This is a genomic window from Nocardiopsis coralli, from assembly GCF_014892575.1.
GTDB classification, from domain to species: domain Bacteria; phylum Actinomycetota; class Actinomycetes; order Streptosporangiales; family Streptosporangiaceae; genus Nocardiopsis; species Nocardiopsis coralli.
This window is the reverse complement of sequence record NZ_JADBGI010000038.1, coordinates 15,183-34,603: the sequence shown is the minus strand read 5'-3', so window position 1 is coordinate 34,603 and position 19,421 is coordinate 15,183. Positions and strand designations below refer to the sequence as shown.

General features: G+C 72.7%; 16 protein-coding genes. 8 read left to right on the top strand and 8 right to left on the bottom strand.

Annotated features, from left to right (window positions below):
• Nucleotides 1-71 precede the first annotated feature (71 nt).
• Nucleotides 72-1,565, bottom strand: coding sequence for a cytochrome P450 (locus IDM40_RS26720; RefSeq protein WP_193124851.1), 1,494 nt, complete (start codon nt 1,563-1,565; stop codon nt 72-74).
• 431 nt (nt 1,566-1,996) lie between these two features.
• Here IDM40_RS26720 and IDM40_RS26715 point away from each other — a divergent pair, with 431 nt between their 5' ends.
• Nucleotides 1,997-3,208 carry a CapA family protein gene (locus IDM40_RS26715; RefSeq protein ID WP_235997972.1) on the top strand — a complete coding sequence of 404 codons (1,212 nt, stop codon included), beginning with the start codon at nt 1,997-1,999 and terminating at the stop codon, nt 3,206-3,208.
• A gap of 119 nt (nt 3,209-3,327) precedes the next feature.
• Nucleotides 3,328-4,884: a hypothetical protein gene (locus IDM40_RS26710; RefSeq protein WP_193124850.1), complete on the top strand. Its 1,557-nt coding sequence runs from the start codon at nt 3,328-3,330 to the stop codon at nt 4,882-4,884.
• A 45-nt stretch (nt 4,885-4,929) separates the two neighbouring features.
• On the opposite strand, the gene IDM40_RS26705 is transcribed toward IDM40_RS26710, so the two are convergent.
• A complete protein-coding gene (locus IDM40_RS26705) occupies nt 4,930-5,424 on the bottom strand; it encodes a GNAT family N-acetyltransferase (RefSeq protein ID WP_193124849.1) in 495 nt (164 codons plus the stop codon).
• A gap of 140 nt (nt 5,425-5,564) precedes the next feature.
• Between IDM40_RS26705 and IDM40_RS26700 the strand changes: the two genes are divergently transcribed.
• From IDM40_RS26700 to IDM40_RS26680, 5 genes are all read left to right on the top strand, one after another.
• Entirely contained in the window at nt 5,565-6,110 is a 546-nt protein-coding gene (locus IDM40_RS26700) for a hypothetical protein (protein ID WP_193124848.1), read from the top strand.
• A gap of 329 nt (nt 6,111-6,439) precedes the next feature.
• Nucleotides 6,440-8,071, top strand: a complete 1,632-nt coding sequence (locus tag IDM40_RS26695; protein ID WP_193124847.1) for a hypothetical protein — start codon at nt 6,440-6,442, stop codon at nt 8,069-8,071.
• Nucleotides 8,072-8,513: 442 nt separating this feature from the next.
• Nucleotides 8,514-9,656: a hypothetical protein gene (locus tag IDM40_RS26690; protein WP_193124846.1), complete on the top strand. Its 1,143-nt coding sequence runs from the start codon at nt 8,514-8,516 to the stop codon at nt 9,654-9,656.
• Between the two features lie 57 nt (nt 9,657-9,713).
• Nucleotides 9,714-10,496, top strand: a complete 783-nt coding sequence (locus tag IDM40_RS26685) for an SDR family NAD(P)-dependent oxidoreductase (RefSeq protein WP_193124845.1) — start codon at nt 9,714-9,716, stop codon at nt 10,494-10,496.
• A 270-nt stretch (nt 10,497-10,766) separates the two neighbouring features.
• A complete protein-coding gene (locus tag IDM40_RS26680) occupies nt 10,767-12,212 on the top strand; it encodes a hypothetical protein (protein WP_193124844.1) in 1,446 nt (481 codons plus the stop codon).
• A 537-nt stretch (nt 12,213-12,749) separates the two neighbouring features.
• Here IDM40_RS26680 and IDM40_RS26675 read toward each other — a convergent pair.
• From IDM40_RS26675 to IDM40_RS26660, 4 genes are all read right to left on the bottom strand, one after another.
• Nucleotides 12,750-13,175, bottom strand: a complete 426-nt coding sequence (locus IDM40_RS26675) for a YchJ family protein (RefSeq protein WP_193124843.1) — start codon at nt 13,173-13,175, stop codon at nt 12,750-12,752.
• Nucleotides 13,176-13,318: 143 nt separating this feature from the next.
• Entirely contained in the window at nt 13,319-13,495 is a 177-nt protein-coding gene (locus IDM40_RS26670; RefSeq protein WP_193124842.1) for a hypothetical protein, read from the bottom strand.
• Nucleotides 13,496-13,624: 129 nt separating this feature from the next.
• Nucleotides 13,625-14,257: a DUF4352 domain-containing protein gene (locus tag IDM40_RS26665; protein ID WP_328807140.1), complete on the bottom strand. Its 633-nt coding sequence runs from the start codon at nt 14,255-14,257 to the stop codon at nt 13,625-13,627.
• A gap of 185 nt (nt 14,258-14,442) precedes the next feature.
• Nucleotides 14,443-15,234, bottom strand: a complete 792-nt coding sequence (locus IDM40_RS26660; protein WP_193124840.1) for an SAM-dependent methyltransferase — start codon at nt 15,232-15,234, stop codon at nt 14,443-14,445.
• 782 nt (nt 15,235-16,016) lie between these two features.
• Between IDM40_RS26660 and IDM40_RS26655 the strand changes: the two genes are divergently transcribed.
• Complete coding sequence (locus IDM40_RS26655; protein ID WP_193124839.1) at nt 16,017-16,805, top strand: SAM-dependent methyltransferase; 789 nt, start codon at nt 16,017-16,019, stop codon at nt 16,803-16,805.
• 27 nt (nt 16,806-16,832) lie between these two features.
• On the opposite strand, the gene IDM40_RS26650 is transcribed toward IDM40_RS26655, so the two are convergent.
• Nucleotides 16,833-18,242, bottom strand: coding sequence for a sodium:solute symporter family protein (locus tag IDM40_RS26650; RefSeq protein WP_193124838.1), 1,410 nt, complete (start codon nt 18,240-18,242; stop codon nt 16,833-16,835).
• A 217-nt stretch (nt 18,243-18,459) separates the two neighbouring features.
• The gene (locus tag IDM40_RS26645; RefSeq protein WP_193124837.1) at nt 18,460-19,293 is read right to left on the bottom strand and encodes a MurR/RpiR family transcriptional regulator; all 834 of its coding nucleotides are present in this window, start codon (nt 19,291-19,293) and stop codon (nt 18,460-18,462) included.
• Nucleotides 19,294-19,421: the final 128 nt, after the last annotated feature.

The window sequence follows — 19,421 nt, the reverse complement described above, 5'->3', positions numbered from 1 at the left end:
GGTTTACGGGCCCGCCGCTTGACATAGAAGCGTCCCCGCACTCGAACCCTGCACCTCGGAGGTCCCCGGAGTCAGCGGTCCCAGTCCCGCAGGAGCTGCTCCAAGGGGTCCGGTTCCGGCTCGTTCCCCGCGAAGGGCGCCTGGTACCGGGCGCCCGCACCCGCCGGTGCCGCGCGCTTGGGGCGGGCCACGGGCACGGCCCGGTCACCCTGTTCGCCGCCCTCGGCCATCGGCGCCTGGTACCGGGCCCCGCGCGGGGCCGGTTTGCGTTTGCGCCGCACCCACCGGCGCACGGTCCTGGGGCGTTCGGGTTCCGGTTCGGCCTCGGGCGCGGGTTCGCCGGTGGGGGTGAACCACACCGGGAGCTCGACCGGTCCGCGCAGGCCCGGTGCGGGGCCGCGGCGCAGGTGCCCGGCCTCGACCGAGAGCATGAGCCCGCGCAGGCGGTCCAGGGCGGTGTCGATGGCGGTGCGGACGAGTTCGCGCACCAGGGCGGTGGCCGGGCAGCGGTGCGCGCCCGCGCCCCAGGCCAGGTGGGAACGGTTCCCGGCCAGCGCCATGGTGTCGTCGCGGCCGCCGGCCACCCCCGGGTCCCCGTGTGCCGGGGCCAGGCCCATCAGGAGCGGTTCGCCCTTGCGGATGCGTGTGCCCGCCAGGTTCAGGTCGGTGACGGGGTAACGGCCCGCGAGCACGTCGATCGGCGGGTCGGTCCACATCACGTAGTCGACGAAGTCCTCGGGGGCCAGGGTGCCTCCGAGGTAGGCGGTCCAGACGGCGGGGTCGTCCAACAGCCGTAGCAGCGCGTTCCCGAGCAGGTGTGTGGTGGGTTCGTGCCCGCTCTGCCACAGCAGGGCCAGTGCCTCGGCCGCCTCGCCGTCGTCCAGCGCGTGGGGGTGGGCCAGCAGGGCGCTGGTGACGTCCTGCCCGGGGGCGGCACGTTTGCGTTCGACCAGGCCCCGGAAGTAGGAGCGCAGCCCGTGCTCGGCGGCCCCGGCGCGTTCGGGGTCGCCGCTGCGGTGGTCCCGGGACAGGCGCAGGAGCAGGCGGCCGTACTCGTCCGGCAGCCCGAACAGCTCGTTGAGCACCAGGGCGGGCAGGGGCGCGGCGAAGTGGCCGACGAGGTCGGCCGAACCCTCGGCGGCGACCCGGTCGAGCAGGCGCACGGCGACGCGCTCGACGACGGGCACCAGGGTCGGGGTACCGACCGAGGCGAGGGCCTCGACCACGGGAAGGCGCAGGCGCTGGTGGTCTTCGCCGTCGCGGGCCAGGGCGCGCCCGCGGAACGGTTCGGGGCCGGAGGAACGGTGCGCGGGGTCGGCGGAGAAGCGGGTCTGGTCGCGCAGCGCCTGGAGGTTCTCCTTGTACCCGAGCAGGAGCCAGCCGGGCTCGCCGGGGCCGAGTTCGACCGGGGCGAGGGGTCCGTAGCGTTCCCGCAGCAGGTCCCAGGGCACCTCGGAACCGCTGTTGCGGTGGAGCGGATAGGCCGCTCCCCCACCGTGCGGGCAGCGGGCCGCGGCCTCGTGGACGGCGTCGCCCCTGCCTGCGGACCCGGATCCCTGGTGCATGGAGACTCCCTCGGTGACGGCGAACGGGTGCCGACCGTACGGGACGGATGTTTCCGGGGTGCTTCCGCGACAAGAGCTCCGCCTTTCCGTGCCGGACACATCGGCGTGCCGGACACATCGGCGTGCCGGGCACGTTTCGGAAACACCCGGCACGGAAGGCACACGGCGCACCGGGGGACAAGAACGGGACGGCCGGGGCACGGAAATGCACATCCGGCACACCCCCTCCAGAAATGACACCTGTTCTGCCGGTTAGTTCCTTTCGAAACATCGGCCGGATGCGGCCAGAACTTCACCTTGGAACCGCACTGTGCTGGGAAGATGGCGTTTCTTCGATTTTCTCTCACACCTCTTTCTGTTCTCTTGATCCGATCTTCACAACACCCTCACAAGGAACATGAAAAAAGGACGCGCGTTCTTAACATCGAGGAATGACGAAGAGCCCTAAGTTTTCTCCGCCGCCCCGCAGACCGCGTTCCGCCCGCCCCATGGCGGGGTTGGCCTCCGTGTGCGCCGTGCTCTTGGCCGCCTCCGCCTGTTCCTCCGGGGGAGGCGAGGACGCCGACACCATCGCCGGCTCCGCCTCCGAGCCCCCACCCGAACCACGCACCCTGAGCGTGATCGGCGGCGGGGACGTGCTCGTGCACGAGTCGGTGTGGACACAGGCCGAGGCCGACGGCGGCGGCACCTACGACTTCGCGCCCATGTTCGACGACATCTCGGACCGGCTGCACGGCGCCGACCTGGCCCTGTGCCACCTGGAGGTGCCGCTGGGCCCCGAGGACGGACCGTTCTCCGGGTACCCCGTCTTCAGCGCACCCCCGCACCTGGCGCAGGGCCTGGTCGACGCCGGTTACGACGGGTGTTCGACCGCCTCCAACCACACACTCGACCAGGGCGAGGACGGTGTCGTGCGCACCCTCGACGCCATGGAGGAGGCCGGACTGGGCGCCGCCGGCAGCGCCCGCACCGAGGAGGAGGCCGCCGAGCCGACGGTGCACGAGGTCGACACGGGCGAGGGCGACGCCGTTCCGGTGGCGCACCTGTCCTACACCTACGGGTTCAACGGGTTCGAGACGCCGGAGGGCAAGGAGTGGATGGCCGACCTCATCGACGAGGAGGCGATCCTGGACGAGGCGGCGAGGGCCCGTGAGGCCGGCGCGGAGATCGTCGTGCTGTCCATGCACTGGGGCACCGAGTACTCGCACGAGGTCGACACCGACCAGCGGGAACTGGTGGACCTGGCCGGCTCCTCCGACATCGACCTGGTGCTGGGCCACCACGCCCACGTCGTGCAGCCCATGGACCTGGTCGAGGACACCTGGGTGGCCTACGGCCTGGGCAACCAGATCGCCGGGCAGTCGAGCCCGCCCATCGACTCGCGCCGAGAAGGGGTCATGGCGCAGGTGGAGTTCACCGAGACCGAGCCGGGCACGTGGGAGGCCGGCGGACTGCAGGCGGTGCCGACCTGGGTGGAGATCGAACCCGACTACCGGGTGGTGGACCTGGCCTCGGCGCTGGAGGACGGCGGCGAACGCTCCGCGGAGGAGCTGAGCGTACTCGAGGAGGCGCACGCACGCATCGGCGGGCACGTGGACGGCGAGGACGTGACCGGGCAGGACGGGTTCCAACTGGTCGAGTGAGGGCGTCCGTCCTGTTCAGGGCCGCCGGAACGACTTCTGCCGTTTCCCAGCGCGCGAGGCGTGGGCGCGGTTAGCCTGATGCCGTTTCGGCGACCCTGAACACTTTCGGTGATAGTCCAATGACTGAGCGCATCTCTTCGGCCGTCCGCTCCTGCCTCGAGTGGTCCCGGGGCCTGCACCCGCCCACGGAACCCGACCCCGACGCCCTGACCCTGGTCCTGCATGCCCACCGCGACTGCGGGGCCCCGGACCCCGGCGACTGGACGGTGGAGGACGTGCACGAGGTCGCCTCGGCCGTGCACGGATACCGGGGCGGACCCGAGACCCTGCGCTCGGCCTGGCTGCTGTGGTGCGACCACCTCGTGGAACGGGGCGGGCTCGCGCCCGGGCCGAGCCCGCGTGCGCTGCGCGGGGCCATCGCCACCGTCGACCTCACCGAGCCCCGGAGCCAGGAGGAGGAGACCGTGCCCGGCCTGACGCCGCTCCTGCAACGGCTCGGCGTCGGTTGCCCGTCGTTCGAAGGGCTACCGGCGGTCGTGGCCGCGCCCCCAGAAGAGCTCGACTCGGCCGCGCTGCGGTGCACCCCTCTCGCGGAGGCCGCCCGCCTGACCGTGTGGGTCGACCGCGGCCGCGACCTGGCACCCGACACCGCACACGACGCGCTGCGCCCGGAGGACCTCGCCGACGCGGCCCGCGCGATGGAGACCGGCCCGGGGCCGGTGCACGCCGCGTTCCGGGTCGCCCGGGAGGCCGGACTGCTACGCACCACTTACACACGGATCCTGCCCGGGCCCGCCACCCGCGACTGGAGCGGACGGGTCCCCGGGGCCGTCGCGGACGCCTGGGCCGACGCGCTCCCGGCGATGACGGGGTTGCGCGGGCTGGTCTCCTACCTGGTGCTGACCGAACTGTTCGTCACCGGCGAGAGCCGCACCCCCGCCGACCTCGCCGAGGCCTGTGCCGTCGGGCCCGCGGACGGGGCCGAGGTGCGGCGCGCGGTCGAGGTGCTGCAGGAGCTGGGGGCGCTGACGGGGGACGGCGGCAGGGACGGGGACCTGCGGATCACGCCGCTGGGCGACCACTTCATGGTGCGGCAGCTGACCCGCGCCGACGTGCCCGTCACGGTGCTGCCCGACCTCTCGTCCCTGCCCGGGAACGCGGCGCTGGAGGTGGTGACGGGGGCCGGGCGCCCGTCCGACACCGAGCTGGTGCTGTCGCACTGGCTGGCCCGGCAGGACGAGCAGGGGCTGCTGAGCACGGCGGTCGCGGAGGTGTTCGACGCCTGCGCCGCCCCGCACCAGTGGCGCAGCCGGGCCGCCGCCACCCGTCTGCTGCGGTGTTCGTCGCCCGACCTCGGCGAGGTGCTGCCCTTCCATGTGCACCACCCCGTCGTGGGCGGATGGGCGCGGCGGTTGCAACCCGGGCACATGCCCGATCCGTCGTCCCACCAGGACGTGTGGGCGGCGCTGGACGACCACGCGCTGCTCATGGAGGACGGAAGCGCGCCGCCGGAGGACACCCGGCTCAGCGTCCGGGCCGAGGAGTTGGTGCACACGGTCTCGGTGAGCGGGCACCCGAGGGCGCCGCACGTGCTGGACCTGTTCGTGGAAGGGGTCTGGGGGCGGGGGACGGCGCTGGCGGCCGCGAACGCGCGTGCCACGGACGCCGCGATGTGAGGAGAGGACGGTGCCGGGCACCCCGTCGGGCGCCCGGCAGCGGTGTCAGTCCTTGAGGGTGAGCCGGTAGGCCATGAGCCGCACCCCCGGGATCGGTTCCCAGTCGCGTTCGGCGAAGCGCTCGAAGCCCCGCGCCCGGTACACGTACTGGGCCGAGACCATGTCCGGGAGTGTCAGGAGCAGGACCTGCGAGACGCCCTCCTCACGTGCGCGCTCCACCAACGCCTCGACCAGGAGCTTTCCCACCCCGCGGCCGCGGGCCTGGGGTGCGACGGCGAACGCGCGGACCTCGGCCTCGTCGGCGCCGCGGGCGATCTCACTGTGGTCGTGCCAGGGTTCGAACATGATGGTGCCCAGGAGCTGGTCGCCGTCGGCCGCGACCAGCACCTCGCCGTGCCCGTCCGTTCCGAGGTCACGCAGGGCCTGCACGTAGTCGGGGTTGGCCTTCAACAGACCGTCGGCCCGGTAGGCGGTCTCACGCAGCGCGCTGACGGCGCTCATCTCATCGGGAAGTACTCGACGCACGATCATGGGCGCCATTCAACATGATCACCCCCGGACCGACCTGGCTTCTCGGCACCCTCGCGCGTGGCTCCCGCAGTTGTCCACAGGCCCGCCCACACGAACCGGATCCGTCGCACCATGGAGTCGAGCACGTTGGCACGATCACCGGAGCGCCCATGGTCTCGACCTGGTTCCCGTCCAGCACCGATCCGCTGTTCCTCCTGGCCCGCGCCGATCCACGCGCCCTGGACACCCTGCGGGGGCGCCCGGGTTCGGCGCTGTCCGTGGAACGCCGGGTCGTCGACCATCTCAGGAACGAGTTCACCGACTACACACGCGACCGCAGCACCGAACGGCACCGGGAGGCCTGCGAGGCCATCGCGGAACGGTTCCCGCACCTGGCGCACGAGTGCCGCCTCCAGGTGCGCCGCCGGCACCGCGCGGAGCAGGAGGCCGCACAGCTGCGGCGGCGTTGGGACCCGGCCCACAACACACGCCGGGACCACCACCGGGCGTTGACGCAGGCGTCGCGGCGGGCGATCTGCCGCCTGTCGGTGGGCCAGGCGGTGACGTTCCGGCTGGCCCGCAACCACTACGCGGGCACGATCACCAAGGTCGGGCGTTCCCGCGTGAGCGTGGCCTACCGGACCCGCACCGGTCACCACCGCGATCGGGTGCGGAAGATGCACGCCGTCCTGGTGGCCCCGCTCTCCGACCCCTGACCGCCGAGGGTGCCCCGGCACCCCGCATCCCCTGTCCGCCCCGTGTGCTTCATGCGCACGCCGACGTCGACCCCGCGTGCGTTTCACGCGCACGGCACACACGACCTCCCGAACGCACGTGCGCATAGCGCGCACCCAGCCCATCCGGCTCCACCGGGCCACCCACACCCCGAGCATGCCGACGACCCGTGCGCACGGCACGCACCACGAGTACAGGTTCCAACGCCCACTGGTGTGTTTCCCGCACTCACATGGGCGTCTGGCGCAGGCGCAGGGAGCACGCAGGGACGGCCGTGTGCCGCTCGGCGACGCAGGAGCCGATGGCGCTCATGAGCGCACGACGAAAGGAAACACCCGTGCCCGACCGCAGCGGTGCCGCGCGGACCCCGTGCGTGCGCATCCCCGCCGACGTCGTCGGCGACCGTCCGGGACGCTGCCCCGTGCACCGGCGCGCGTCGGTCGACCACGCAGTCCGGCGCCCCGGGCGGCACAAACCCGAACCCCTGTGCACCGACCCGCTCACCGCCCTGGGGGCCGCGCTGGACCTGGTCGAGCTCGGCGGGCGCACGGTCGAGGAGGCGTGCGCGCACCTTCCGCGCCCCGGCGAACGCCCCCGCGACCATCTCGGAACCCCGCTGGCCCCGCTCCACGAGGGCCTGCTCACCTGGGTCGAGCACGCCGTACGAACGTGGGTCCGGTCCCTGGAGGACCTCCCCGGCCCGGCCCGGATCCCCTGCGCACAACCGTGGCTGCTCCGGTTCCCGCCACGCGGCGGCCCCGCGCAGGCACGCACGTACGAGGTCCTGGCCGGCGGACGCGGATACACGTTCCTGGAAGGGGCGGAGCGCGTCAGGGAGCTCCGGGTGCCCGTCGTCGACGCCCTCGCGGAAGGCCCTCCGGGCCCGGCCGACGCGGTCGCCGCCCACGTCCTCGCGGAAGGCACCCCGGTGGACCGTCCCGCCATGGGCGCCGAGCCCTGGCGCCACCGGGGCGGTCTCCCCCTGCCGGTCCGCGGCGAGGTGCCCCCGCCGGACCGGGTGCGGCTGCTGCAGGTCTCCTGCTCGGACGGGTCCGAGGGGCTCCGTTTCGAGGGCACCCCCGCCGAGGCCGAGCACCTGTACCGTGCGCGGGGTCGGCCAGCCCTGCGCACGGTTCCGCGCCAGGGGGAGCCACGGGTCCCGGGGCCCGACTGCGGCCCGTGCAGACTCCAGCGGGGCTGCGACGCCCCCGCCCGGGTTCCGGGGTTACTGGGGTTCCGCGACCGTTCCCGTCCCCGGCGCACGTGGTCGGTGGGTACCGGGCTGCGCCACCGCACGTGTCCGGCCTCGGCCCACCTGCACGACCTCGGCCTGCCCGGGCAACCGCCGTCCCAGGAGGAGGTGGTCCGCTCCCACCTGGCACGCGCACACGCCCGTCGCCAGGCCTGCTCGGAGGAACCGGCCCCCGGCACTGATCCGCACGTGGCCCGGCTCCTGACCGCACATGCCCGTGACTGCCCGTTGCACACCGTCCCCGCGTCCGCGCCCGTGCACGCCGGCCTGCGTCTGCCGGTCCAGGACCCCCTCGCCGACGTGCTCGTCCTGGCACGGGTCGACCTGCTCCACCTCGACGGTGTTTCGTGGGTCCAACGCCAGTCCGTGCTCGCCGACCCCGTGCCCGATCCGGACGGCCCCTCCCTGCTCGCCGCCCACCCTGCTCTTGCGATGTCGGTCCTGTTGTTCGCGTGCGGGGTGATCACGCCCGGCCCCCGTTCCCGCGTCGAGCTGGAGATCCTCACCGCCGACGGGCCCGAGGTCCACACGCTCGACCCGTTCTCCCCCGGGCTGCGTTCCCGTGCCCACGCGGTGGTCTCCGAGCTCGCCTCCCCGTGGCACCAGGACACCGCACACGCCCCGACCCCGGGCCCCGCCTGCGCCTCCTGCCTCCATCGCCGCTGGTGCCCGGAATCGCCGGAACCCTAGGACCTGTTCGGCGAACACCGGCCCACCCNCCGTTCTCCCCCGGGCTGCGTTCCCGTGCCCACGCGGTGGTCTCCGAGCTCGCCTCCCCGTGGCACCAGGACACCGCACACGCCCCGACCCCGGGCCCCGCCTGCGCCTCCTGCCTCCATCGCCGCTGGTGCCCGGAATCGCCGGAACCCTAGGACCTGTTCGGCGAACACCGGCCCACCCGTCACCCGCCACCACCCTCAACGGACACCTACCGGCGCAGCCCTTCCCCAGTCACCCGCCACCACCCTCAACGGACACCTACCGGCGCAGCCCCTTCCCCAGTCACCCGCCACCAACCGTCGAACGACGCCTCCCTCGGCCCTGCCTCCGGTCCCGTGTCCCACGGGGTTCGGGCCGCCCGAATCTCCGTTTCCCGGACACACCCGCTCACCGCCTCGCTACCCTCCAGAACATGACCGACAGCACCACGGACAGCGGCGGCTCCAGGCCCTCCCGCAAGCGCATCCAGTACCACCGTCCGGGCCCTGACCTCGCCGCGGCCATGACGTGCGACGTGTGCGCCGAGAAGGGCATCAGCAACCCGCCCGGCTGGAACCCCGAACTGCGCCCGCCGAAGAAACCCGCGCCCCCGAAGGAGGAGATCTCCCCCAGGAAGCGCGTCCTTCCGATCAACCCGGACCAGTACCTCCTGCTGCAGGACGTCTGGGAGCGGGTGATCGAGGACCGCGCCGGCACCGACCCCGAGAGCCGTATGCTCGCCGTGGCCATCGCCCTGCGCGCCGTCATCCGCGGGTTCTCGTACGTGCTCGCCCACGACATGAAGATCCTGCGCATCGACAACCCGGAGCCTTCACTGTCGGCGCTCACCTCCACGGGTTGGCTGGACTCGACCCCCGAACGCATCCTGGCCGCGGGCCCCATGGACCCCGAGACCTGCGACATGCCCTCCTTCCACGGCAACCCGTGGGAGACGACCGAAGGCATCCGCACCCGCGCCTCCGGCTGGTACCAGCGGGCCATCAACCACCGCAAGATGCGCAAGAAGCCGGCCCGGCTGCGCGTGGTCGGGGCCTACCTCGCGTCGCGCGCGGAGTTCGACGCGACGATCTCGGTGCGTGCGGACGACATCATCGAGGCGTGCGCGCTCAGCGGCCCGATGGAACTGGTCGAGCTCCTGGAATGGCTGGTGAGGATCGAGTGGATCACGCAGCCGAACCTGGCCCAGGACCCGGTCCGGGTCTCGTTGACCGAGGTCACCGCCCACATGGCACCGACGCCGTACCCGCCGGCCACTCCCCCGAGGATCACCCCCGCCTCCACCCCGCTCGACCGTCCGGTGCAGGAACGCGCCGACGCCCTGGTACTGGGCCGGGAGGCGGAGGTCGCCGAGTGGGTGGGCTCGTTCCGCGAGGTGCACGGGCACGGCCCCAGCTGGACGATGATCTGCGACGAGTTCGGCTGGCCGTCCCGGCGTGCACCCGACCACGACGTCACCGAGCGGGTCTTCTACCACCTGCGCGAGTACGAGTGGCTCGTGGGCTTCGGCGCCCCCTTCGGCCTGCGCCCCGGGCCGGGACCGCAGGGGCAGGGCTGAGGCCCGCCCCGGGGCCGCCGACCCCCATATGCGCCCTGACGTCCTAGAATGCCGCCCATGCCAGACTCCCATCACCCCGACGGGCCGGGCAGCACCCCCGCCCGGCCCCGTACCGTCCTGGTGTCCGGCGCGGCCCGCGGCATCGGCCGCGCCGTCGCCACCGCCTTCGCCCGCAACGGCGACCGTGTGATCGTGCACTGGGGCAGCCGCCGCGAGGAGGCCGAGCACACCCTGTCCCTGCTCCCGGGCGAGGGCCACCTGTTGCTCCGCGCCGACCTGGCCGACCCGGACGGCGCCGAGTCCCTGTTCGCGCAGGCGCTGGAGCACACCGGTTCCGTCGACGTGCTGGTCAACAACGCCGCCGTCAACCTCCCCCAACCGCTCACCGACACCCCCTACGCGGAGTGGCGGCGCGTGTGGCGCCACACCATGGGCGTCAACGTGTTCGGGGCCGCAGACCTCAGCTACCTCGTCGCCCGGAACATGATCGAGCACGGCGTCAGGGGCCGCATCGTCAACGTCGGCTCGCGGGGCGCCTACCGGGGCGAGCCGGACCACCCCGCCTACGGGGCGAGCAAGGCCGCACTCCACTCGATGGGGCAGTCGCTGGCGGTCGCGCTGGCCCCGCACGGGATCGGGGTGGCCTCCGTCGCGCCGGGGTTCGTGGAGACCGAACGGGTCGCGCACCGGCTCACCGACGCCGTGCGCTCCGACAGCCCCTTCGGCCGTGTGGCCTCGCCCGAGGAGGTCGCCGCCGCGGTGCTGTACCTGGCCTCCCCCGAGGCGGTGTGGTCCTCGGGCACCGTCCTGGACGTCAACGGCGCTTCACACCTGCGCTGACCCCAGGGGCGGCCGACGGTGAGCCCCGCCGCACCCGGGGTTCCGGTCGTCCGGAGCCCCGGGACCGGACACGTCTTTACCCGCCGTTTCCCTCGCCCGCGATCTTCTGCCCACGATGATTGCGTTCCGTGATCAGCCGGTTCCTCCTGGTTCGTTCGGCCCGTCGGCGCACGCGTTCAGAGATGTTCCCGAAAACCGCCCCATCGCCGTTCAGCGGGGCGATAGAAGTGGAACTGCCTCGGCGCCACAAGGAAACTCCAGGGAGCACGCGTGCCCTCTCACCACACCTCGTCCGTCCACCAGCACCGGGCCTCGGCACGTCTGGTGGCACTCCAACCGGAGGAGCTCCTCGTCTTCGACGCCGCCCACAGCCCGTTGATGGCCGACACCCTCAACCTCGCCCTGTGGACCGGGCCCACGACCCCCGTCACCCCCGAACTCCTGCCCGAGCTCGCCATGGCACGCGAGGCCGTGGAGGACCTCGCCCTGTGGCCTGACGACCTCACCTCCGAGGACGCGCGCTCGGTGTGGTTGCACAGCCTGAGTTCGGTCTCCGAGGCACCGCGGCTGGCCATCCCGTGGCGCGCGGCCGTGCACCTGGACCTCATCGACGCCGCCGTCGGCCAGGCCCGCCCCAGCCGTGAGCTCGAGGAAGGCCTCGACGACCCCGACCAGCTCCTGCAGTGGTGGGTGGGGCTCCTGTCCTGGACGGTCGACGAATCGCACCGGGTCCTGGCCGCCGTCGCCCCCGAGACCGTCGGAACACAGCTGGTCTCGCGGGTCCTGCACCGGCTCTACGAGGCGCTCGACGGCGCCCGCCTGCGCCTGGACCACCTGGTCGAGGAGGCGCTGGCCGACAGCGGGCGCACGGACGGGGCCGCACTCCGGCGCGCAGAGGAGGCCCTCCTTCCGCTGCTGCAGTGGGTGTCCGAGACCGGGGCCCTGCACGTGTACCGCCCCAACCCCGGAACCTGGGACGGGCGCGCGGGCCACGGGTCGTGCGCCGCGGGCCCCCACCTGGTGCGCCTGTCGCCGCTGGGGCGGTTCGGGGTCCGCCACCTGCTGATGGCCGAGGGTGTGCCCGCCCCGCTCATCGACGAGTTCGCCGAGGTGTCGGCCGAGGCCTTCCTCGACTCCATGCCCGGGTTCTCCGACGAGGGGCAGCTCGTGGCCGTTGACACCTGGATGTCCTCGCGCACGCCCGCGGAGGCGCTGCGGGAGATCCAGCCCGCCGTGGAGTCGCCCGGGATGGCGATGCGCCGTGTCCACGCCGCGCGTGCCCTCGATACGGTCGCCTCCGACCTGCTGGAACGCCTGAGGATGGTGGCCCGTACCGCGCCCGTCGCCACCGCGGCGATGGCCGGCCACACCCTGCTCGCCTCGGGGACGCTGCCCGCCGAGCAGCACGAGCGGGTGCTGCACGAGCAGGGCCCGTGGGCCGCCGTCGACCTGGTCGCCGCCACGGCCCTGCAGGGGGAGGACGCGCTGGTGCGTGTGTTGCACGACCCGGGGGCCGATGTGCTCACCCTGAACCTGCACCGGCTGATCCCCGGTTTCACCGCCTCGGGCCACCCGGCCGCCGCTGCAGCGCTGCAGGCGCTGGCCGATCACCATCCGGAACGCGAGACCGCCGGCCTGGCCCGACGTTGCGTTCCCGTTCCGGCACCCCGCCGGTGGGGACTCCGTCGGCGCGGTGGTCCCCCCTGGAACCTCTGACACCGGTGGCGGTGCCTGCGCACGGCGCGGCCGCCATCTCCTGAACCAGGTTTGTGGGCGTGTGACCCTTCCACACGGGCACATGCGCCCCACAAGCCGCCCACCCCGGTCCGCCCCCCTCTTTCCCCTGCACAGGGGTGGACCGGAGGGGCCGGGGACCCGTGCTCGGTGCGGGTCCCCGGCCCCATCGCCGGTGCATCGGCGCTCCTGCCGAGCACGGAACGCCGTGGGGGACGGAAGAACTGCCGGCGCGCGCTCAGCGTGTTCCCACGCGCTCGGCACCTTCGACGGGTTGTCCCGGCCCCGCATCGCTGTTCACGGGTCACGCTGTTCCGGTCCGAGCACGCACGGAGTGCGCCTCGACATGCTCGACATCGTCCGGCCCCCGCCACCACGGCGGTCAGGTGGCGCTGTCCCCCACCACACACGCACGGCGCGTGCCGCGACGTGCTCGACGAGCACCGCGGCGACGCTGCCTCCGCGCGCGGGCCCCCTTCGGCGCAAACGACGGCGTCGGCTGCGCGATGGCCGGCGCGGTCAGCCGTGCGAGAGCGGTTCGAGGTAGACCCAGGCCCCGTCGTGGCGCACGAACCGGCTGCGTTCGTGCATCTGCCCCGGGCCCGAGGCGTCGCGGTAGTGGGCCACGAACTCCACCGTGCCCTCCCGGTGGAAGGGGGTTCCCTCGGTCGTCGCGAGGATCTCCAGCCCGGTCCAGACGGTGCCGGCGTCCGGTTCGAGGTCGGGCGGGCAGGTGTCGGGGTGCCAGCTGCGGCGCAGGTAGGCCTGGTCACCGACGGCGAAGGCGCTGTAGCGCGACCGCATGAGCTGCTCGGCCGTGGACGCCGGCGCGGCACCCTCGTGCAGGGGCCAGCAGCACTCCCCGTAGGTACGGCCTCCGCCGCAGGGGCAGGTGGAGTCGGGGGCGGGCAGGGGTGCGGTGGGGCGTGAACGGCGTCGCGACATGCCCCAATTGTGCCCCGCCCCGGGCCCGCCCGGTGCGTGTGTGCGGGGTCCGGGAGGGCCGGGGCGATGCGGTGGCCTGCGGGGACGCGACCCTGTGCGGATCGGGCGCGCGCCGGGGCGGTCGGACGGACGGGGGCTGCGGGTCAGCCGAACAGTTCGAACAGCAGGATCATGATGCCGACGCCGACCATCGCGATCAGGATGAACCAGCATCCGACGTTGCCGGTCGGCCCCGGGTCGCGTGTGGGACCCCGGTGGATGTCGTTGGCACCCTTGCCGCGCCCGGGACGGCGGTTCGACTTCTTCTTGCGGGCGGCCATCGTGAGTCCTCACCCTTGTCACTCGGTTACCAGTGGTCGCTGGAGAGCCTACGGGAAGGCCCGGTCGGCACGGGCTCGCCGGGCGGGCGTCGGCGTCCGCGATCGTGGCCCGGGCTCCGGGGTGCGGTCTCAGGTGGCCGGTTCGAGCACGGCCTCCCCCGCGATACGGACCTCGGCGAACTGGGTTCCTTCGGGGGCGGTGAGCACGACGTAGGTGGTCACGGTCTCCCCGGGGTTGATGTCGTCCCAGAGGTAATCCCAGGCGACCGTGGTCTCGGCTTCCTCGTCGTGAGTGAACTCCTTTCCGTCGGTGGTCGTGGCGGTGGTGCCGTAGGTGTCGAAGAGGTCCGGCACGTCGCCCTCGTTGGTGACGTGGAGCCGGTAGATATGGAACTCCGAGCCCGACGGAGCGGTCTGGCTGGTGCCCATACCGTCGGTGATGGTGGTGTCCGTGTAGGCCGTCTCGCATTCGACCCGGAAGTCGCCCAGCCAGGTGGAGGTGCCGTCGTAGGAGCTCGGCGGCGCCTCGGGAACCGTGTTGCCGGGCGGCTCGGAGGTGCCCTCCTCCGACGAGCGCTGATCAGGGTCCGCCGGCTCCGGGGCCGGATCGGCGTCCCGGTCCGGCTCGGGCTCCTCGGTTCCCGAGGCGGGCGTCTCGGCCCCCTGCCCCGCCCCCGGCTCGGCCGTGCGTGTGACGAGCGTGGTCAGGGCGATCACGGTGGCCAGGCACAGGACGCCGGCGAGGAACACGGAGAGCGGCACCGCGACGGCGAGCGCAACCTTGGAGGAACGTCGACCAGGCGGCCCCTCGCTCCCGGGGGCCGGTGGTGGCGCTGGTGATCCGTTCATGTTCACTGTGACGCAGATCACTTGGACGCCATTCCGCGCATGTGCACGCTTTGCCGGACCACGCCCCTGCTGTGGCGGGAACCGCGCCCGCCGCGGGGTCAGGGCTTGCGGCCGACCGCCCCGTAACCGTCGACCTCCGGCGGGACACCGAACCCGTTCTCCTCGTAGCGCCAGCGGGTGACCGTCACCAGGCCGGGTTCGACCAGCTCCAGCCCGTCGAAGAACCGGCCGATGCGTTCGGGCGACCGCTGCACGTAGGGGTCTCCGCCGCTCTTGTTGTACTGCTCGTGCGCCTGGGTGTTGGCGCGGCTGTGCACGTCGGTTCCGTCGTTGACCGTGAGGTGGCTGCCGGGGGCGAGCCCGTCCAGGAGGCGGCGCACCAGGTCCCGGGCCTCCGCGTCGTCGGGGATGTGCCCGAGCACGCCCATGAGCATCAGCCCCACGGGGCGGCCCAGGTCGAGGTGTTCGCCGGCGCGGGCCAGGATGTCCTCGGGTTCGCGCAGGTCGGCGTGGAGGTAGGCGGTCGCGCCCTCGGGGGTGCTCGTCATCAGTGCGCGGGCGTGGGTGAGCACCAGGGGGTCGTTGTCGGCGTAGACGATGCGGGACTCGGGGGCGACGGCCTGGGCGACCTCGTGGGTGTTGTTGTGGGTGGGCAGGCCGGTGCCCACGTCCAGGAACTGGTCGATCCCGGCCTCGCCCGCCAGGTAGCGCACGGTGCGTTCGAGGAAGGCGCGGGAGGCGCGGGCGCCCTGGGCCATGCCGGGATACAGCTCCAGGAAGGCCTCGGCGGCCTCCCGGTCGGCGGGGTAGTGGTCCTTGCCGCCGAGCCAGTAGTTCCACACCCGCGCGGAGTGGGGGACGCTCGTGTCGATGGCGGGTTCGTCGCTCATACGGTCTTCCGTTCGGGGGGTGTGGACACCGAGAAGCCTTGCGGCCGGGGCGGTCCGGGGTCAACCCCCGAGGGTCGGTGGGGCCCGGGACGGAAGTCGGTTACGCCAGGGACCGTGGGCAGCGCGGGGCACCGGCCCCGCGAGATCACCCGCCCGGAGACGGGAGAGAAGGGTGCGCCCCTGGCGGGGGATGATCGCCAGGGACGCGGCTCGTGGGCGTTCAGTCCATCGGGCGCCGCGGACGGGGCATGAGGCAGAACGCGCTGGGCACGGACCGGTGCGCGCTGGGGCGCGGACAGTGCGGCGGCACGTCCTCACCGAGCGGGCGCAACCGGACCTGGTGGCACCGGCGGCGCGGGCGCGAGGGTCCGCCCCCGCGACAGCGCTGCGGATCCCGCTCGGGCACGGGAACACTGACCGCCGGCGGTTTGACCATGAGACCGCAAGCGGGCGCGTGGTCGGCCGGCGGGTACGCCAGCGACGCGAGCAGAGCAAGGGTGAGGAATCCCGTCGGCGACACCGGCCGCACATGTCGTGTGCCCATGACCCCAGCTTCGCAATAATCACCCTCCGTCGTGGGGTTCTCACGAAAAAACCGGGGGTCGCACACAAAAAATGTACGCCCGGCTTCAACCATCCCGGACCGGGACGTCCCAGGCGGCCGCGTACCCGCCACCGATCATCCAGGAATGCCCGTGGTTGCGCCCTTCCGGGTTGCCCGAGCGGCCTTCTTGCCACCAGAATGCGGACCGAACGGTACCGACCAGGACGAAGAGGCCCCCGTGGCGGATCTACCCCCGATCGATACGACCGTCGCCCACTCCGCACGCGTGTGGAACTACTGGCTCGGCGGCAAGGATCACTACCCCGTCGACCGCGAGGTGGGCGACTTCGTCCTCCAGGCGTATCCGGAGATGGTCGCCGCCGCCCGCGCCGACCGCGGGTTCCTCGTCCGGGCGGTCACCTTCCTGGCGGGAGAGGCCGGGATCGACCAGTTCCTGGACGTGGGGACCGGACTGCCCACCCACAACAACACCCACGAGGTCGCCCAGGCGGTCTCCCCCGGGGCACGTGTGGTCTACGTCGACAACGACCCGATGGTGCTCTCCCATGCCCGCGCGCTGCTCACCGGACCGGACGTGCACGACGTGCGCTACGTCGACGCCGACCTGCACGACCCGGAGGAGGTCCTGGGCGCCGCACGCGCGTACCTGGACTTCGACCGGCCGATCGGGCTGACGGTCCTGGGCACCATGGGCCACACCGCCGATGACGAACGGGCCTACGCCGCGGTGCGCACCTACGTGGACGCGCTGCCCGCAGGGAGCCACCTTGCGTTGTGCGACGGCAGCAACACCAGCGAGCCCATGGTCGAGGCGGCCCGCAGGTGGAACGAGACGGCCGCGCTCCCCTACCACCTGCGCAGCCCGGAACAGATCGCGGGTTTTTTCGCCGGCCTGGAGCTCGTGGATCCCGGGGTGGTCCCGGCCTCCCTGTGGCGCCCGCCCGCGGCCGAGGTGGGCGCCCCAGAACCCGTCGACCAGTACTGCGGGGTCGCGCGCAAGCCCTGACCGGCGGCCCCGCCGCGTGCTGCGGGGTCAGTCCACCCCGGCGGCCTCCAGGTCACGGGGGTCGGGGGCCCTGGTCAGGAGGCTGACGACCACGAGGGAGACCACAGCGACCGGCAGGGCGACGATCACCCCGTTGAGGTCGCCCGGCGCCCCGGCCGCCTCCCAGCCGATGGTGGCCGCGGCGCCGGCGATCAGGGCGGCCACGGCCCCCGCGGTCGTGGCCCGCTTCCAGAACAGCACCGCGAAGACGGCCGGGGTGATGGCGGCCCCGTAGATGGTGTAGGAGTACATCTGCAGGTCGAGCACGGTGGGGAAGTAGAGTCCGAGCGCGATCGCAACGACCGCGATGGCCACCACCGAGACGCGCTGCACGACGAGGGTGCCGCGGTCGCCCACACGCGAGCCGCCGAACCGTGCGAACAGGTCGAAGGCGATGTTGGACGCGGCCGAGAGCATGAACGAGGACCCGGTGGTGATCACGAAGGCCACCGCGCCGGCCAGGAGCACACCGCCGATGATCGCCGGCAGGTAGCCGTCCGAGGCCAGGCGCAGGACCGACTCGTCGCCGTTGATGCCCGGCATGAGGACCGCGGCGGCCGTGGCCAGCAGCACCACCGGGACGAACACCAGGAAACTGGACAGGAGCATGCCCAGCGTCGAGTTGCGGGCGCTGCGCTCGTCCTTGGCCGCGGCCAGCCGCTGGTACAGGTTCTGGTCGGCCAGCAGGAGCAGGAACAGCGGCAGGAAGTAACCGAGCAGCTGCAGCCCGGTGAGCCCTCCGCCGGGTGTGGTGGCGGCCTCGGGCAGGCCCTCCCAGTAGGCCGTGGGTCCGCCGACCGCGAGGAACACGATCGGGACCGAGGCCACGAGCGCGCCGAGGATGAGGATGGCCGAGACGAAGTCGGTGTAGGCGACCGAGAACAGCCCTCCGGTGACGGTCAGGACCGTGACGACCACGGCGACCACGAGGGTGCCCTGGGTGGCGTCCAGGGGCGAGACGAGCGCCAGCACGTAACCGCCGCCGACGAACTGGGCCGCCACCAGGCCGATGTAGGCCACCGCGGTGACCAGGGCCGCCACGGTGCGGACCCCGGTTCCGAAGCGTGCCTCCAGCAGCTCGGGGATGGTGTGGCGGGCGGCCCGGCGGATGCGCCGGGCGATGAACAGCAGGACCAGGATTCCCAGGGGCGTCCCGGCGAAGAAGACCATGCCCGCGAAGGGCCCGTAGTTGTAGGCGAAGTTGGCGCCGCCGATGATCGTGCCCGACCCGACCCAGGTGACCAGCAGCGTCGCAATCATGACCGGGGTGGACAGGCGCCGGCCGGCGAAGAGGAAGTCGTCGCCCCCGCCCACCTTGGACGAACGGGAGAAGTACAGACCAATGGCGATCATCGCCAGCAGGTAGAAACCGATGATCACGATGTGTGTCGTCTGCATGGGCCGCCTCGGGGAGATCGAAGGAGAACGGTGGCGGAACCCCGCCGGGGCCGATACAAACAGCCCGACCCCGGAAAATGCAATAGATGTTGCACTCGATGTGGCGTGGTTCACATTGCCGAGGTCACATCCGGCCCGCCCTCTCTTCGACCGACTCCCTCGCCTCTTCCCCGGCCGGCGTCCCCCGCCTGCTCCACGCCCTGCTCCCCCGGTCGGCTCAGAAGAGGTCGGCCTCCCGCCAGAGCCGCTCGGCCTCCCGCACCGACGCCAGCGCCCTCGGACCACCGATGCGCGCGAGCTCGGCCAGGACCGCGTGCACCACGGTCATGGCCGCGGTCAACGACGGAAACATCCCCACACCCTCGCTGGGCACGACCACCACGTGCTCGGCCGACTCCACCAGCGGCGATTCCCTGCGGTCGGTGATCACGGCGACCTCCACCGAGCGCTGCACCGCCACCTCCACGGCACGGCGCAGCGCGACCGGGAGCATCCACAGGTCGCACACGACGAGCAGGTCGCCGGGCCCCATCCGCGCCAGTGTGTTGAGCACGGCCGTGCCTCCGAGGTCGCCCAGGCGCACGTCGTAGCCCATGATCCCCGCGGCGTGGGAGAGCTGGACGCCGGGCGCCGCGAAGGTGCCCGAGCCCAGGACCAGCGTGCGCCCTGCCGCGTGCACCGCGGCGGCGATGGCCCGGACCTGCCGCTGGTCAAGGGTGCGCTCCAGCAGACCCAGGGTGGCTCGGTCGGCGGCGAGGGCCGCACTGACCGGGTCGGCGTCCGAACCCGCGTGCTCGGCCAGGACCTCGCCTGCGCTGAGCGAGGCCAGGTAGCGCGAACGCAGTTCCACACGTAGGGCCGGCCATCCGGAGAAGCCGAGCTGCTGGGCCACGCGCACCACGGTCGCGATGTTGACCTCGGCGCGTTCGGCCAGGTCGGCGGTGGAGGCGTAGGAGGCGAACCGGGGCTCCTCCCGCAGCACGGCGACCACTCGCTCGGACGCCTTGCCCAGACGTGCACCGTCCAGAGCCTGCGCGATCCAGTCCGACATGGGGCCTCCTGCCTGCACGGGCGCCCGGACCTCCCGGGGCCACCGCCCAACCGATATCAGCAGTGGACACCCATGAGATCCCGATGCAACATATATTGCACGCTGGGGACGCGGAAACCGTCCCCGTG